The following is a 15,893-nucleotide window of genomic DNA, read 5'->3' as shown; positions in this document are numbered from 1 at the left end:
ACAAGATCCTCAAGATTGCTTGTGCTGTCGTCCGCTCGCAACAACCCTACCTTCCCAACTATGTTGCTGTCAATCCCCTGGTTTTTCAAAAAACCTTGACGGCTTCATAGTATTCAGAATGACATGGCAACAGGTGGTTTACACTTTCAACCCAAGTTTTCGATATACTTCCAAATTTGCTTTCAATTCTTTTTCTGGTTTGAAATTGTTCATCACAAATTCTCTCGCGCTTTTACCGAGTGATTCGCGTTTCTCACGGTCGTCTAACAACGCAAGAATTTTTTCTGCCAGCGCGTCTGCGTCATTGACGTTGACAAGCATACCATTCTTTCCATCCTCCACAATATCTTTTGTCCCGCCAGCAGGCGTTGCGATCACGGCTCGTTCACACGCCATCCCTTCGAGAATTGCGTTCGGCATCCCATCGTGCAGAGACGGATGAACGAAGACGTCAATCAACGAATAATACGCGGGCAGGTCGTTGGGCGAGACGTAGCCTGTGACTACGATATTTGATTCGGGGATGGACGCCCGCATCTGTTCGAAGGTTTGGCTGTCTTCACCGTGGCGAATTTCTCCCACCGTCAGCAGGGTGCAGCGGCGTCTCGCGTTGACCTGCGCGTAGGCAGAGAGGAGAGTCTTCATCCCTTTTTTCTCGCGCAATTCACCGACGAAGCCGATTACAGGATTCATGTCCCTCTGAGGGAGCGTTAGCGACCGAAGAGTCTTTTCGTTTGGACGTGGAGACCCTTCGCTATCGCTCAGGGTGACATGGCTGGAGAGTCCGAGAGACTCAACTAAGGCGAGATTCTTATCTATCGGCTTGAAATGATTCGCATCCACGCCGTTTGGAATCAAAATGATTTCTCTATCAAAAAATGCTCTGGCTTTGCGAATCGACTCTTGCGCGTTGGCAGTAACTACGTTCGCATGTTGCAACGCGAACATCGTGTGCGAGAATCTCGCAGGGTCGAATGCGGCGCGGTCTACGTCGTTGCCGCGAATCGAGACGACGCTTGGGATGTTCAAGTATCGTCCAGCAAGAGTTGCGATGAATCCTGCTTGCGTGAGGAAGTAGGCGTGAAGCACGTCGAAGGGTTCGCGGGCGTGTTCTTCGACGATGAGGTCGAACCAGTCAACGAGCGTATCGTCTGCGCGTTTGTGTGAGCCGAAGCGCGTGACGACGACTCCGCTTGAAGGGAGAGTCCGCTGTTCGGAGGGGGGCAGACTGCCCGTCGGAGAAAAGACGCGGACTTCATATCCAGCAGAAGCTAACAGGCGCGCGAGTCGCTCAGACGAGATTGCCAGTCCGCCGATGTCGGGTGTATACTTTTCAGTGAGGAGAGCAATTTTCATGGCAGACACATCCGCAGTGCAATGTGAAATGGTGATCGGTTATCTGGTGCCGCATCGTTGCGACAACCCGTCGTTGGGGAAGTGTATCAAATGCGGGCGCGGATTTTGCGATGAGCATACGAACAATACGCGCGAGGGACGAGTATGTTTGGCGTGTCAGCAGGGACTAGATATGCCCGTTGCGTTGCCGATTGCTGCCGCGACGTTCACCGCCGCCGACCTGCATACGTTCAATCAAGCGAGCGCGTGGGATGATGATGACCGCGCGGATATGTTTTCTGATTTGAGTTAAGTTTTTTACCACGAAGGACACTAAGGCCACGAAGGAATAAAAGCCTTAACGCTTAAGAACTTTGTGCACTTCGTGTCCTTTGTGTTTAAAGAATTAATACGGACCAATCGTTTCCCAAATCTTTTTATTCTCCACAACAAAATCATCGCAGCGTTGACAGGGCTTGAGCGCGGGCGGGTGCATGTTCAAGCGGATCTGTCGATACGCCGCGCCTTCCCATATTTCGGTGAAGGATTGTTTTCGCACATCGCCCAGCGGTTTGATTTGTTCGCGCGTCATGCAACACACATAGACGAGACCGTTGAAATCAATGAGACTGTGCGTCCACGGCGCGTAGCAGGGAAATTTATTGTAGTAGCCGAATGCGTATCGCCCAGCGCGTCCCAAGCGGACCTCGGAGTCGCCTCTCCCAAACGGGAACGCATCCTCGTCTGCGATATTGACTCCCAGTTCCTGGGCGCGTTGTTCGATGATCGGCGCGATCTCGGAGTTGTACAGCGCGATGTCTTTCTTCCGCATGGACAAATGCTCGCCGCAGTGATCGTCAACAGGGATTAAGTTGATCCCGTCCGCGCCGAGTTCGTGCGCGAGATTGGGGAGCGTGGCGAGCGTTTGATAATTGGATCGCCCGACAACTGTGTTGATGCGGACGGTCAATTTCCCTTTGTGTGAATATTTGTTGAATAACGAGACCGCCTTCGTCGTCTGCTTGAACGAGCCTTCGACACCGCGAATCTTTTCGTGCATCTTGCGGAGCGGCGAGTCAATCGAAACGTTCACGCCGCGCAGACCCGCTTCGACGAGTCGCTTGGCTTTGACCTTATCAATCAGCGTGCCGTTCGTCGTGAGTGTGACGCGCATCCCGAGTTGAGTCGCGTGCTCCACCAAGTCAGGCAATTGCGGACGAAGCATCGGCTCGCCACCAGAGAAGTGGATTTTCTTGCAACCGAGTTCTGCAAGTTCGGAGATGATCTCGCGGAAGCGATTCATCGAGATGGGCGGCTCGCGCGTCTCGCGCCAGTGCTTGCACATCTCGCATTTGAGGTTGCATCCGTAGTTGACTTTGATCTTGACGTAAATAGGTTTGTACGCGCGCGCATGAAGGACGGCTTCGCGCACGTCATCTTTTTCTTCGGCAATTTTGGGGAGGTTGTACATTTAGAGCCCCGACCCCCACCCTGCCTCCCCCATTTCAAAGAACGGAAATGGGGGAGGGGTAAGCACATGTTCGGAGGTTTTTATTGTTTGCATTAGCAATATCTGTTCCCCTTCCCCCAAATCCGATTTTGATTTGGGGGAAGGACGGGAAGGGGGTCAATTCCTCGATCAATTGTAACACTCGCACGTCACCGTCCAAACAACGGATGCGTCTTATTGACCTGCAACAAGTCCCACAAATTTCCATACAGATCCTCGAACATAGCGACCATCCCATACGGCTGCTCTTTCGGCTCGCGGACGAACTTGATTCCCTTCGATACCATCTCGTTGTAATCGCGCCAGAAATCGTCGGTGTTGAGGAAGAGAAATACCCTGCCGCCTGCTTGATTCCCGATAAAGGATTCCTGCTCTGGCGTGGACGCTTTCGCAAGGAGAATGGTTGTCCCTGTTGAGTTGGGCGGAGCGACCACCACCCAGCGTTTGTCCTGCTCGGGCTGGTAGGTATCTTCGACGAGCGTGAAGTGAAGTTTCTCAGTGTAAAACGCAATGGCTTCGTCGTAGTCACGGACAACGAGGGCGATGTGGAGAATGGATTGGTTCAATTGTATTTCTTTGAAAAAGTTTAACGGCAAGCGTTACTGGCAAGTGCGGGAATTGGCAGATAAAAGCCAAAAATAGAAAATACCGAAGGCGCTGAATCTCTTCAAGTGAGGGCAAAGCCCGCACTTGCCCGGTGCGCGCAATGTTGGGAGCGGGTTTGCTGAAAACTGTATTATGGCAACTCATCATCCGTAAATGCTGGCACATTTTTAATTTTAATACCGCTTAGTTCTGATACATACTCCATGAAACTGTTTATTTGTTCAGGGTCTCTATCATTTGTTTCCCAACTTGTTGACAATCTATATCCATTCGTAAATTTGACAATGTATACCAAGCGATTACTTCCTTCCTTTTTCTGCTTTGAACTAAGAATAGAAGCAACGTCAGTGTAATATTGTTTTTCTCCTATATTCCAGAGTTCATTGATAACCAATTTATCTGGATATGCCACTGTGTAGTAATCAAGCATTAAAGTTGATGCAATGATGCAGAGTAATGTGAATGCGCCAAAGAAAATATAAAAGGTTTTATTTGTGTTTCCTGATGATTTCATCGTGTTAAATTTTTGATATTCTGAATACTTATCTCCCAACAAAAGACGAATGATTAAGTACATAAGTATGGTTGAACCGATAATACCAACAAATATAGCGATGATTCCCCATGATATAGGCAATGGCAAGAACATGTAATTTGATTGAGGTAGTAAAGAATATCGAAAATCGCTAATTTTTACCAATGCCAACCAAGATATATAACCTACTACTGGGACAGAGATAAAGAACAACGCCAAAGCATAAATATCCCACTTGCCATATTTTGTTGACAACTCTACCATCTCTTGATTTCTTTTCTCGTCATTTTTTGCTATGGTTTCTAATTCAGATGGTAAAACATCAAAACTTTCTTGGCAGTAACGGCAAATATCATCTTTCTCAGGAACTACTCGTTTGCAATGAACGCATACTTTTTTATTGGGTGTCAATAAGACTATGAGCAAAAAAATTGGACCGCCCCAAATGGGAAGCAAAAATGCCATCAAGACTGTTACGATAGTTGTAACAGCCAAATCATCAAAAAGGAATTTTGATTGATTTCTTCCAAGAATAAACCAACCAATTACCCCAAAACCTGCCCAAATCACGAAAGGATAATTTATGTTTTCCATACCGATTACTATTCAAATGGCAAGCACCCAACGGTTTGCGTTAGCGGATTTTGGGCGGGCTGGGAAAAGGCTTGAGATGTAGAAAAAACTTGAAGCGAGAAAAATGCTTCTCGAAGCCGCAGACTCCCAAAAATCCGCTGCACGCTTTGTTGGCAAGAACCGACGAATGCCAGACTCTTTGCCGATAAACCAGAACCACAACCAACTTGACTAGATTTTACACCCGACAAACTTTTTGACAATGATTTTGCCCAAAAAACAATGACCGAATTTTGAAAATGCCAAAACCTGATTTGCTGAACCTGACAAAAAAAGCCCGAACCCAATTTACCAAAACCTTAATTGAAAAACTTGAAGTCAATTTTGGAAACCATGCAAAGCCAAAAAGTGACATTGTTGATAAAACGAACTTTTGCAAACCAAAGCCACGACGAAAAACCTTGAAGCCCATTTTGAAAACCATGCAAAGCCAAAAAATGACTTTGCCATAGAATGAATTTTTACCAATCAAAACTTTTACAAACCGAAACCTTGACCGAAGAACATAAGCTGATTTAGAAGCCCCGACACAATTTGAAAACACGAAAGATTTGGAAAACGCCACTGCTAAAAGACTTGGCTTTATTGAAACAGAAATTTTGCTAAAAACCCGAAACTTAATTTTGAAAACGCAAACGCTAATTGAAGACGAAACTTAATTTTGGAAAACGTATTTAGGTTTTTACCGAAGGTTCTTGCCAACTTTGTCTTAACCAGCCTACAGGCTGTATAATTGCCTATGTACAGCATTATAAATCTCTCCTCACAATCCAACAACAAATTATAAGACCTTCCACCTCATGCGTCTCAAAGCAGACCTCCTCCTCTTCCTCGTCGCCATCATCTGGGGGACGGGATTCGTGGCGCAGGGAGTGGCGGCGCGGAAGAACAAGCCCCCGATATTATCGGGGGCTTGTTCTTAATGCTTTTTGATTTTCTTCCTCGCCAGTCGATTGAGTAGCTCCAACAGTTCCTGCATTTTCTCATCCTCGGGCGCGTCACCGGTGATGACCGTGTGATGCCATTTCCCCGCTTCCACCGTGATGACGTACGTGAATGCATCGGGCACGGATTCGCCGCTTGTAAGTTTCGCGGGAAGTTCGGGGAAATCGAGGGCGTCGAGCAACTCCCTCAAGGTCTGCGAGAGATCGTCGGGCAGGTCGCTCACGTCGAAGTCTGCCGCGAGGCGGATGCCTGCAAACCCTCCGGTGCGTTCGAATTTGATTCGTTCCACGTCCATTTGAAACTCCTTGCTATTTCATCCTGAGGGATGCCTCGCGTTCCGAAAGGTCTCCCGCGCGACAGCGTCCGAAGAATGGCATGCGCTTACTTACGCCGCGCCGAGGAAGCGCAGTGTCGCTTCGAGACAGCCTTTTGGCTCGGGCGTTTCGCCGCCGATGGCGATGCCGACTCCCGCCCAGCCGTTTTTGACGGCTTGTTGCTCAAGGCTCCCACTGCCGAACAACTCTCCCGCCGCCTGATGCGTGAGGTCCGCGCATTGCTGAAAGTTAGAATTTTCGCCAAGTTTGTCGCGCAGGGTCACATACCAGATCATCCCCGTTTTTTCCCACGCGTATCCGCCGATCTCCATCGCGGCGCGGTAGAAGGCGTGGTTCGGGATACCGGAATTGATGTGCACGCCGCCGTTATCGCTCGCCGTGTTCACATACTCTTTCATGTGCGCGGGTTGCGGGTCTTTGCCGAGCACGGGATCGTCGTACGCCGTGCCGGGCGCTTTCATCGTGCGGATGCCGAAGCCGTTCACGTTGGAGGTGAACAAACCCGCGCCGATGATCCAATCCGCTTCGGCGGCGGTCTGGCGCGATTGATACTGTTTCACCAGTGAGCCGAACACATCCGACATGTGCTCGTTCAACGCGCCCGGCTGTTGCGAGTAGACGAGCTTGGCTTCGAACTGCGTGACGCCGTGCGTAAGCTCGTGTCCGATGATATCGATGGCGATGGTGAAGCGGTTGAACAGACGATCCTCCGCGGGCAGGTTTTCATCGCCGTCGCCGTACACCATTTGTTTGCCGTCCCAGAAGGCGTTATCGTAGCCGGTGCGGTAATGCACGCTCGAGTCGAGCCGCATGGCGTTGTTGTTGATCGAGTTGCGCCCGTACACATCTTTGTACAGATCGTAGGTGACGCCGCTCCCATCGTACGCTTCATTCACCGCCGCGTCCGCGCTGGCAGGGTCGCCTTCGCGGCGCACAGCTGTGCCGGGCAGGGATGTGCCGCGCTTCACATCGTAGACGATGCGTTCCTTGCCGCCCTCCGCGGCGCGTGGCATGGTGGGGGCGAACAAATCAGCCAGGCTGGCGCGCATGGCGCGTTCTGCCCGTAATTGATAGACAACGCTGATGTTGTCCATTGCCATTTGTTTCTGCGCGTCGGAACCTTTGGTGGCGATCTGCTCCAGCATGTGTTCCGGGAGGATACATTCAAGCGAATGACGGTGGTTATGCATGAGGTTTGTCCTTTCAGAGTTTGCCTGGTTTCAGTATACGGCGTTTTAGGGCATATTACAAATTACGGAAGTGGCGAAACAAGTGTGTAAAAATCCTCTTCGCCACAGAGAAAAAATCTCAAGGTTCTCTGCGTGCTCTGTGGTTAAAAACGTTTTGGTAGACACTGCCATTCACTCTCTATCAAATCAAACCACGCTCAACAGCGCCTGTTTTTGCTCCACGCTTTCGCCAGGCTTGACCCTGATGCGGCTGACCTTCCCATCGCGCGGTGATTTCAACTCGTTTTGCATCTTCATCGATTCGAGGATGAGAAGCACCTGTCCTTTTTTGATTTCCTGCCCGTCTTCCACCGGCACTGCCACCACCAACCCGGGCATCGGCGCTTTGAGGTTGAACTCGCCGCTTTCGGCGACGCCCCCGCCTGCCGCGGCGCGCAAGCGCTTCTCGCGCTCGTCTTCCACAACCACGGGATATAACCGCCCGCGCAGGAGCACTTGCCAATTCTCATCGCCGCGCGCGATGTACGACTCGTGCGACATACCGTCTGCGATCAGCGAGTAGACCGGCTGTCCGCTCACGGTGACGAAGTCGATCTCGTACGTCTTGCCGTTCACGCTGACGTGTTTTTCGTCGATGATATCGACAAGAAAGTCCTTGCCTTCCACTGTGGCAACGTATTTCATGGCTTACCTGTGCATCCTTTCCCAGCGACTGACCCACCTCCAGTTGCTGGCATCTCGTTTGTTGCGTTGCACGAATTGCGATGACACTTCGGTTTCGTGGTGTTCAACCAGCGTGGCGAGGATCGCCGCGACTTCGGAAAAATCCTGGCGATTTTCCTCCGCATCTTCCATCGAGAAGCGTTCCTCCACAAAACGCGTGTCGTATTGCCCGCCCATGAAGCGATGCGAATCCATCATCGTCTGGTGGAAGGGGATGTTCGTCCGCACGCCGACGATGCGATACTCTTCGAGCGCGCGGCGCATGCGCAAGATGGCTTGCGCGCGCGTCTCGCCCCACACGATCAACTTGGCGATCATCGGGTCGTAGAATGGCGTAATTTCGAAGCCAGGATACACCCCCGTATCCACGCGCACGCCGGGACCGGTGGGGAGCAGGCTGTGCGTGATGCGCCCGGTGGACGGCATGAAGTTGTTGTAGGGGTCCTCGGCGTTGACGCGGCACTCAATAGCGTGACCGTTGAATTGCACCTCGTCTTGTGCGTAGCTCAAAGGGCGACCGCGCGCGATGCGAAGTTGTTCCTTGACGATGTCGATGCCGGTCACCATTTCGGTCACAGGATGCTCCACTTGCAAGCGCGTGTTCATTTCGAGGAAGTAGAAGTTTTTGTTCTTGTCGAGCAGGAATTCGATCGTCCCCGCGTTGACGTAGTCCACCGATTTGGCGGCTTTCACAGCCAGCGCACCCATCTTCGCGCGGAGATCGTCGTCCAACGCGGAGGAGAGCGCTTCTTCCAACAATTTCTGGTGACGCCGCTGTAGGGAGCATTCGCGTTCCCCGAGGTGGATCACGTTGCCATGCTTATCTGCGAGGATTTGAATTTCGATATGCCGCGCGTCGATGATCAATTTTTCGAGGTAGACGTTGCCGTCCCCAAATGCCGATTCAGCCTCCCGTCGGGCAGAGGCGAGCAGGGTCGGCATTTCTTCCAGGTTGGTCACTTCGCGCATCCCTTTGCCTCCGCCGCCGGCTGTGGCTTTGATCAATAAGGGGAAGCCGATCTCTGTCGCTTTAGCAAGCAATTCGTCGTCGGTCATGTTGCCCACATCTTCGGTGCCCGGCACCACCGGCACACCGGCTTTGATGACGGTGGCGCGGGCTTCGGCTTTATCTCCCATCGCCGCAATGGAGGAGGGTTTCGGTCCGATAAATGCGATGCCCGCTTCTTCGCACATGGCTGAGAACGATTCGCGCTCGGCAAGGAAGCCGTAGCCCGGATGGATCGCGTCCACATTGGCTTTGCGGGCGATGTCCATGATCTTGTCCGCGCGTAAATAGGATTCGCGCGAAGGCGCGGGACCGAGCAGGTATGCCTCATCCGCAAAGCGGACGTGTAGCCCGCGTCGGTCGGCTTCAGAGTAGACTGCCACGGTGTCGATGCCCAGCTCCCTGCATGCGCGGATGATGCGCACCGCGATCTCGCCTCGATTTGCTACTAATACTTTATTGAACATGGATGCTCCGCATGGTTCAAGTTTCACATTCCAACTACCTGAAACCTGAAACCTGAAACCTGAAACCTAGAGTGGGATATTCCCGTGTTTCTTCGCCGGGTTGGTATCGCGCTTGTTGCTCAACATTTCCAGCGCGTTGATCAAGCGCGGGCGAGTTTCCTTCGGCTCGATCACATCGTCGATGTAGCCGCGTTCTGCCGCCACGTAGGGGCTGGCGAATTTCTCGCGGTAATCCGCCACCAATTCCGCTTTCCTTGCTACGGGGTCCTTTGCTTTTTCTAATTCTTTGCGGAAGATGATGTTGACCGCGCCATCGGGTCCCATCACGGCGATCTCGGCAGAGGGCCACGCAAGGTTTATATCACTGCGGATGTGTTTGGACGACATCACGCAATACGCGCCGCCGTACGCCTTGCGGGTGACCACCGTCAACTTCGGCACGGTGGCTTCGCAATAGGCGTATAACAACTTGGCGCCAGAGCGGATGATGCCATGGTGTTCCTGGTTGGTGCCCGGTAAAAAGCCTGGCACATCTTCGAATGTGATGATGGGAATGTTGAACGAGTCGCAGAAGCGAACGAAGCGCGCGCCTTTTTCACTGGCGTCGATATCAAGCACTCCAGCCAGCACGGCGGGTTGATTTGCCACGATCCCCACCGAATGACCGCCCAGACGCGCAAACCCAACCACGATGTTTTGCGCGTAATTTTCATGGATCTCGAAAAACTGCCCGCCATCCATGATCGGGCGGATCACGTCTTTGATATCGTACGGCTTGTTCGCATCATCGGGGATGATGCCGTCGAGGGTCTCGTCCATACGCAGTGGATCGTCGGTGACGAGGAACGGCGGATCTTCCATGTTGTTCTGCGGCAGGTAGCCGAGCATTTTGCGGATCAGGAACAACGTATCGGCTTCGCTGTCTGCCGCCACATGGCACACGCCGGACTTTTCCGAATGCACGCTCGCGCCGCCCAGTTCCTCCTGCGTCACTTCCTCGTGGGTAACGGCTTTGACCACATCGGGTCCCGTCACGAACATGTACGAGGTGTTGCGCGTCATGAAGATGAAATCGGTGAGAGCGGGAGAATACACCGCGCCGCCGGCGCACGGCCCCATGATGGCGGAAATTTGCGGGACGACCCCCGATGCCATGGTGTTCCGTAAAAAAATATCGGCATAGCCCGCCAGCGCAACCACGCCTTCTTGAATACGCGCGCCGCCCGAATCGTTCAACCCGATCACAGGCGCGCCAGACTTCATCGCCATATCCATGATCTTGCAAATTTTTTCCGCGTGCACTTCTCCGAGGCTTCCCCCGAACACGGTGAAATCCTGCGAAAAAACATACACCAACCTGCCTTCGATGGTGCCCCAACCGGTGATCACCGAATCGCTAATGAACTTTTGTTTGTCTAACCCGAAATCGTGGGTGCGGTGTTGGACGAACGAGTCCATTTCGCGGAACGAGCCTTTGTCCACCAAAAGTTCGATGCGTTCGCGCGCGGTGAGCCGCCCTTTTGAGTGTTGCGCCTTGATGCGCTCTTCGCCGCCGCCCAAACGGGATTTTGCCTTGAGGTCATACAGTTTTTGAAGATTGGTCTGCTTGTTCATGTTCCTCGCTTTTTGAAAAATATCGGATCGTGCTTGTGTGAAACAGGATGACAGCCACGATCAACAGGATGACCGCCGATGTAAGAAGCGCGACCGGCAAGTTCGCCCGCGCCGACTGAAAAAAAACATGTTCGACCCACAAGTGCGCCTGCCACACGCCAGCGGCGGACGCCACCCTCATCCGCGCCGACGCGTCCCGGCGAATGATACTCCAACATAGCGCGATTCCTACGATCGCCCAGATGACGCCGGTCAAGGCGAGATAGGCGGGGCTGAGGCTTGCGTCGAACTCCACCAACACATCCCACCAGCGTAGGGCGGCGGCGGCGCGCGAAGCGCCCCATGCTGATGGAATTAACACCAGCCATAGGAGCAGGGTTACACCGAAGGGACGATTGGCAGGCATGAGTCGCTGAGGAAAAGTGGATCAGGCAGAATGGCGGCAAGACGCGTTTTTGTCATTTTGGTCGCTCGTATTGTAGCAATTGTTTTCCGCCGTAGGAAACGCTGGTGGGATGCAAATATTCGTTGAATTGCCCCTCATAGGGTTGGCGGTCGAGGATGCCGGGGTTTGCCAGCACATAATCCAAGCCGAGGCTGGCGAGATATTCGCCCGCTGTGCCGTTTTGCAAATGCTCGAAGTATTCGGGGCTGTTGATCAACCCGTCCATGTTGAGGATGGCGCGGTCTTGAATGAAGTAGCCGACATTGCCGCCGCCCGTGAAGCCGATGAGACTGCCCGGCTCGGTATTCGCTTCGAGGAGCGTGGCGATCTCCATCATCGGCACATCTGCTGACCAGCGGTTGTATTGCATCGTGAGTTTGATTCCCGCCCAATAGATTTGTCCCATAAAGTAGCCGAAGAGCAACGTGATGACCCATGCGGTACGGTGAATATGTTTGATCCTTCTCACAAGCGCGAGTAACATGCCCAAAGCAAGACCGATGACCAGAACCGCGCCGATGCGTTGCGTGATCCAATACCATTCTTTGAAAGCGGAGTAGCCGCTGGAGTGATAGTAGAGAGTCTGCAATACCGAGCCGCAGGCGATGGGAATAAAACTCAGGTGAATCAACGCCGTTCTGCTTTTTTCTTTGTTGAGAAACAGAAACAGGAAAAAGACGATGAAAGCGGCGACCAGCGCATACCAATAATAGATTTCGATCTCGGCGGTGCGATTTGAGAATCGCTGGACGAAATTTCCGAGGGTGTTCGTGAGCGGAGTCCACGCGAGTCCGTCGCCCTGAAAGTTGATGCCGAAGAAATCGAAGGGACTGCGCGTCGCGCCGCCGTACACGCGCGCGGGGAACGATCCCCACCAGCGTTTGATCTGTCCGCTGACAGGGGAGAATGATCCGACGGCGAGTTTGTTCCAGAGCATGTAAACGCCGAGCAAGCCGAAGACAACGCCGAAATATGCAAAGCCGTCTTTCATCCATGCTTGCCAATTTTGTTTGAGTTCAGAAAGCGGATTCACTGTATCGTTGCTTGTTTCATTTTTCGCGCGGAGAAGTGTGTACGCGAGTCGCGGAATGCCGAAGAAGAGGATCGTGAATCCAAAGTCGAGCAGGATGACGGAGCGGGGGAATCCGCTGGCGGAGGGAACCGCAAGCATGAGAATGCCGACGAGGGCGGACCCAGCCGCAGTCGAGAGAAAGAGGCGAAGCGTCCACTTGCGAACATCTGCCAGAGTGTGTTTGTCGCACAAGCCGAAGAAAAACGTCAGCGGAATTTTGATCATCAACGCAAGCGCCGCCATGACGACTGCGGCGTTCGAGTAGTCGTAATATTCGGGCAGACTCAATCGGAGGAGGAAGGCGAGGAACACGGACGCGGCGGCGGCTGTGATGTCGAGCGGAAGAAAATAGCGGAGCGGATGAGCGCGAAAGGCGACCCAAAGCCCGGCGAGCGCGACGAAGAAAACCAGATCGAGCCTGCTGAAAATTGTCAACGCGCCGATCAGCCCAAGTGTGACAATTTGTTTTGTTGTTCCTTGTTGATCTCGAAGATTAGTTTCAAATTCATAAAGTTTGTATAGCAAAAGGGCGACGAAGAATGCCGCGATGCCTGATTCGAGTCCTTGTTGATAGATGTTGGTGAGGACGTCGAAACTGAACACCCAAAACAACGCGGCAAACGCGCCGACGGCTGGCGCGAAGACTTTGCCTAGCAAGCGATAGAAAAGGATCGCGGTCGAAACTTGCAACGCGCTCATCACAAGCAGGAGGACGCGGAGGGGGAGGACAAGATCGAACCTTGCCAATGAAAAAATTGGAATACAAATTAACATCCACAACGGATGATAGCCATTCGTCTTGTTGATGCCGTCAAACGTGGAGCCGTGTCCCTCGCTGATGTTTTGCGCCACTTTGAAGTAGTAATAGGCGTCGTCGCGCGTGAACCAACGCAGTGAAAAATTCTGCGCGTCGGAGAGCGCGGCATAGACGCTGATGGACATGACGACGATGATGAGGAGGATTTCAAATACTGGGAGGCGTTTAATCATTTTATGAATTCGCGGGGAAATCTTTTAAACACGAAGGGCACAAAGGACACAAAGGAATTAACAAGGAAAGTCATGGGATGTCCAACGTGATCTTGCCGAAGTTTTCGTTTTTCCATAATCGTTCTTGCGCGAGGGCGGCTTCTTTGAGCGGGAAGGTTTTGTCCATCACGGGTTTGAGTTTGCCCGCGACGATCAGATCCATCACTTCGTTGAACTCGGCAATCGTGCTCATCGTCGAACCGAGGATGCTGAGGTGTTTGGCGAACAGGTAGCGATTGTCAATTTCAAATTTTGGCGAGCCGCTGTTGCCGACGGTGAGCAATCGTCCGCCTTTGCGGAGCGCGCGCAGACTCATCATGAAGGTCGCGCCGACGTTGTCTACAACGGCATCCACGCCGCGTTTATTCGTGGCGAGGTAAACCGCTTTCGACCAATCCTCTTCTTTTGAGCGGTCAATCAAAACATCCGCGCCGATGGATTCTGCCATCTCAAGTTTCTTTGAATTAGAGCCAACGACAATCACCTTCGCGCCGAGATATTTTGCAATCTGGATGCTCGCCGTATTCACCCCGCCTCCCGCGCCGACGATGAGGATTGTTTCGCCGTTTTGAATCTTCCCGCGAGTACCTAGTGAATGCCACGCGGTTTGATAGACCAACGCGGACGCAGCGGCTTGATGAAAATTGAATCCCTTCGGGAGTTTGTATAACTGTTTGATGGGAATGGAGATAAATTCCGCGTACGTGCCGCGCACGGTCTCGCCGAGCAGATGCCAGCGCAAGCACATGTTGTCTTTGCCCGCCAAACAAAATTCGCATTGCCCGCATCCGAGGTTCGCGTTGATGACGACTGAATCTCCAATCTCCAGTTCTCTATTCTCTATTCCTCTATTCTCTACTTCTCTAATCTCTTGCACTTCCCCCGCACCATCCGCGCCGTTGATGTGAGGCAACTCCAATTTCAAACCAGCCCAGCCATTGCGCACCATCACATCCATGCGGTTGAGCGACGCGGCGCGCAGACGGATCAACGCTTCGCCGGGCTTCGGTTCGGGCGTGGGAAAATCGGCATATTCCAAAACTTCCGGTCCCCCATGCTGACGAAAAAGCGCTGCTTTCATCAGGCTACCTTGCGCTCTTAAAATTAGGACGCTGATACACGCTGATTGCGCAGATTTTTCTTTTTGAATCAGCGGAGTCAGCGTTTATCTGCGTCCATATTATTTTGGTCCTAACGATCAAATCTTTCATCGCGCTCTACTTCAATCCCAGTTCACTGCGCGAAATGACGAGCCGCTGGATCTCGCTCGTGCCTTCGTAAATTTCTGTGATCTTCGCGTCGCGGAAATAACGCTCGACCGGCAACTCTTTGCTGTAACCCATGCCGCCGTGAATTTGCACGGCTTGATGCGTCACGTACATCGCGGTTTCGCTTGCGAATAATTTTGCCATCGAGGCTTCCAGCGAATATCGACCGCCGTCTTTTTTAGATTTTTCTTTTGCCATCGCCGCATTGTAAATGAGCAGGCGAGACGCTTCGATGCGCGTCTTCATGTCCGCAATTTTAAATCCCGTCCCCTGGAATTGACCGATCGGCTGACCGAACGCTTCGCGCGTGACGGCGTACTGTCTCGCCGCTTCGTAAGCCGCTTCGGCGATCCCAAGCGCTTGCGTCGCGATCCCAATGCGACCCGCGTCCAGCACGGTCATGGCGATCTTGAATCCCTCGCCTTCTTTGCCCAACAAATTCTCGGCAGGGACGCGGCAATCTTCAAAGATCAATTCGCTCGTCGCGGAGGCGCGGATGCCGAGTTTCGGTTCTTTCTTTCCGCGTATCAGTCCGGGCGTATTGCCTTCCACTAGAAATGCGCTCACGCCTTTTTGTTTCTTCGTAGGGTCGGTCATCATAAAGACGACAAAATAATCTGCCACCGGTCCGCTCGTGACCCACGACTTGCGGCCGTTCAAGATGTAGTGGTCGCCGTCGCGGACCGCGCGCGATTTCATCGTTCCCGCGTCCGATCCGCTTTGAGGTTCGGTGAGCGAATACCCGCCGATGGATTTTCCCGAAGCGATGGGAGTCACAAATTTTTTCTTCTGTTCCTCCGTGCCGAACTTCATGATGCCGTGACAATACAATGAGTTGTTGACCGACATGATCACGCCGTGCGAGGCATCCGCTTTGCAGATCTCTTCGAGGGCAAGCACATAGGCGAGCGTGTCCATGCCTGCGCCGCCGTAGGCTTCTGGAATTTCCAAGCCCATGAATCCCAATGCGCCCATTTTTTTGATGGTCTCGCGCGGGAATTCGCCGCTCTCGTCGAACTCCGCCGCAACAGGGAGTATCTCTTTTTGGGCGAAATCGCGCGCCGCGTTTTGAATCATCTTATGCTCGTCGCTGAGCGAGAACATGGCAAGGTCGGTCATGGAGCCTCCAGTAGAGATTATTGCCTTGATTATACCCGCTGGACTTGCATTGCTTATTGCT

The 15,893-nt window shown here is 52.6% G+C and carries 16 protein-coding genes; 3 read left to right on the top strand and 13 right to left on the bottom strand.

What is annotated here, in order from left to right:
* Nucleotides 1-138: 138 nt before the first annotated feature.
* Nucleotides 139-1,356 carry a glycosyltransferase family 4 protein gene (locus AC16KF_RS17710; RefSeq protein ID WP_484038688.1) on the bottom strand — a complete coding sequence of 406 codons (1,218 nt, stop codon included), beginning with the start codon at nucleotides 1,354-1,356 and terminating at the stop codon, nucleotides 139-141.
* On the opposite strand from AC16KF_RS17710, the gene AC16KF_RS17705 reads away from it, so the two are divergent.
* Nucleotides 1,355-1,648 (top strand): hypothetical protein, encoded by a 294-nt coding sequence (locus AC16KF_RS17705; protein WP_484038687.1) that lies wholly within the window; start codon nucleotides 1,355-1,357, stop codon nucleotides 1,646-1,648. The two genes, AC16KF_RS17710 and AC16KF_RS17705, sit on opposite strands and share 2 nt — an antisense overlap.
* A 93-nt stretch (nucleotides 1,649-1,741) precedes the next feature.
* On the opposite strand, the gene AC16KF_RS17700 is transcribed toward AC16KF_RS17705, so the two are convergent.
* From AC16KF_RS17700 to AC16KF_RS17690, 3 genes are all read right to left on the bottom strand, one after another.
* Nucleotides 1,742-2,806 (bottom strand): radical SAM/SPASM domain-containing protein, encoded by a 1,065-nt coding sequence (locus AC16KF_RS17700; RefSeq protein WP_484038686.1) that lies wholly within the window; start codon nucleotides 2,804-2,806, stop codon nucleotides 1,742-1,744.
* A gap of 188 nt (nucleotides 2,807-2,994) precedes the next feature.
* Nucleotides 2,995-3,411 carry a VOC family protein gene (locus AC16KF_RS17695; RefSeq protein WP_484038685.1) on the bottom strand — a complete coding sequence of 139 codons (417 nt, stop codon included), beginning with the start codon at nucleotides 3,409-3,411 and terminating at the stop codon, nucleotides 2,995-2,997.
* Between the two features lie 170 nt (nucleotides 3,412-3,581).
* Nucleotides 3,582-4,580, bottom strand: coding sequence for a hypothetical protein (locus tag AC16KF_RS17690; protein ID WP_484038684.1), 999 nt, complete (start codon nucleotides 4,578-4,580; stop codon nucleotides 3,582-3,584).
* A 278-nt stretch (nucleotides 4,581-4,858) separates the two neighbouring features.
* On the opposite strand from AC16KF_RS17690, the gene AC16KF_RS17685 reads away from it, so the two are divergent.
* Entirely contained in the window at nucleotides 4,859-5,071 is a 213-nt protein-coding gene (locus AC16KF_RS17685; protein ID WP_484038683.1) for a hypothetical protein, read from the top strand.
* 348 nt (nucleotides 5,072-5,419) lie between these two features.
* The gene (locus AC16KF_RS17680) at nucleotides 5,420-5,542 is read left to right on the top strand and encodes a hypothetical protein (protein WP_484038682.1); all 123 of its coding nucleotides are present in this window, start codon (nucleotides 5,420-5,422) and stop codon (nucleotides 5,540-5,542) included.
* On the opposite strand, the gene AC16KF_RS17675 is transcribed toward AC16KF_RS17680, so the two are convergent.
* The 9 genes from AC16KF_RS17675 to AC16KF_RS17635 all read right to left on the bottom strand — a co-directional run bounded on the left by AC16KF_RS17675 (nucleotide 5,539) and on the right by AC16KF_RS17635 (nucleotide 15,832).
* The gene (locus AC16KF_RS17675) at nucleotides 5,539-5,859 is read right to left on the bottom strand and encodes a protealysin inhibitor emfourin (RefSeq protein WP_484038681.1); all 321 of its coding nucleotides are present in this window, start codon (nucleotides 5,857-5,859) and stop codon (nucleotides 5,539-5,541) included. The genes AC16KF_RS17680 and AC16KF_RS17675 overlap by 4 nt on opposite strands.
* A 90-nt stretch (nucleotides 5,860-5,949) precedes the next feature.
* Nucleotides 5,950-7,089 carry a M4 family metallopeptidase gene (locus AC16KF_RS17670; RefSeq protein ID WP_484038680.1) on the bottom strand — a complete coding sequence of 380 codons (1,140 nt, stop codon included), beginning with the start codon at nucleotides 7,087-7,089 and terminating at the stop codon, nucleotides 5,950-5,952.
* A gap of 186 nt (nucleotides 7,090-7,275) precedes the next feature.
* Complete coding sequence (locus tag AC16KF_RS17665) at nucleotides 7,276-7,773, bottom strand: acyl-CoA carboxylase biotin carboxyl carrier protein subunit (RefSeq protein ID WP_484038679.1); 498 nt, start codon at nucleotides 7,771-7,773, stop codon at nucleotides 7,276-7,278.
* A 3-nt stretch (nucleotides 7,774-7,776) separates the two neighbouring features.
* Entirely contained in the window at nucleotides 7,777-9,285 is a 1,509-nt protein-coding gene (gene accC / locus AC16KF_RS17660; RefSeq protein ID WP_484038678.1) for an acetyl-CoA carboxylase biotin carboxylase subunit, read from the bottom strand.
* A gap of 66 nt (nucleotides 9,286-9,351) precedes the next feature.
* Complete coding sequence (locus AC16KF_RS17655; protein WP_484038677.1) at nucleotides 9,352-10,899, bottom strand: acyl-CoA carboxylase subunit beta; 1,548 nt, start codon at nucleotides 10,897-10,899, stop codon at nucleotides 9,352-9,354.
* On the bottom strand, nucleotides 10,865-11,305 hold the full coding sequence (locus AC16KF_RS17650; protein WP_484038676.1) for a hypothetical protein: 441 nt from the start codon (nucleotides 11,303-11,305) through the stop codon (nucleotides 10,865-10,867). The genes AC16KF_RS17655 and AC16KF_RS17650 overlap by 35 nt, the downstream gene beginning before the upstream one ends.
* A 52-nt stretch (nucleotides 11,306-11,357) precedes the next feature.
* Complete coding sequence (locus tag AC16KF_RS17645; protein ID WP_484038675.1) at nucleotides 11,358-13,406, bottom strand: hypothetical protein; 2,049 nt, start codon at nucleotides 13,404-13,406, stop codon at nucleotides 11,358-11,360.
* A 70-nt stretch (nucleotides 13,407-13,476) separates the two neighbouring features.
* Nucleotides 13,477-14,526 carry a zinc-binding dehydrogenase gene (locus tag AC16KF_RS17640; protein ID WP_484038674.1) on the bottom strand — a complete coding sequence of 350 codons (1,050 nt, stop codon included), beginning with the start codon at nucleotides 14,524-14,526 and terminating at the stop codon, nucleotides 13,477-13,479.
* Between the two features lie 136 nt (nucleotides 14,527-14,662).
* On the bottom strand, nucleotides 14,663-15,832 hold the full coding sequence (locus AC16KF_RS17635; RefSeq protein WP_484038673.1) for an acyl-CoA dehydrogenase: 1,170 nt from the start codon (nucleotides 15,830-15,832) through the stop codon (nucleotides 14,663-14,665).
* Between the last annotated feature and the right edge of the window lie 61 nt (nucleotides 15,833-15,893).

Source organism: Candidatus Defluviilinea gracilis (assembly GCF_057138825.1).
This window is presented reverse-complemented; position numbering and strand designations above follow the sequence as displayed.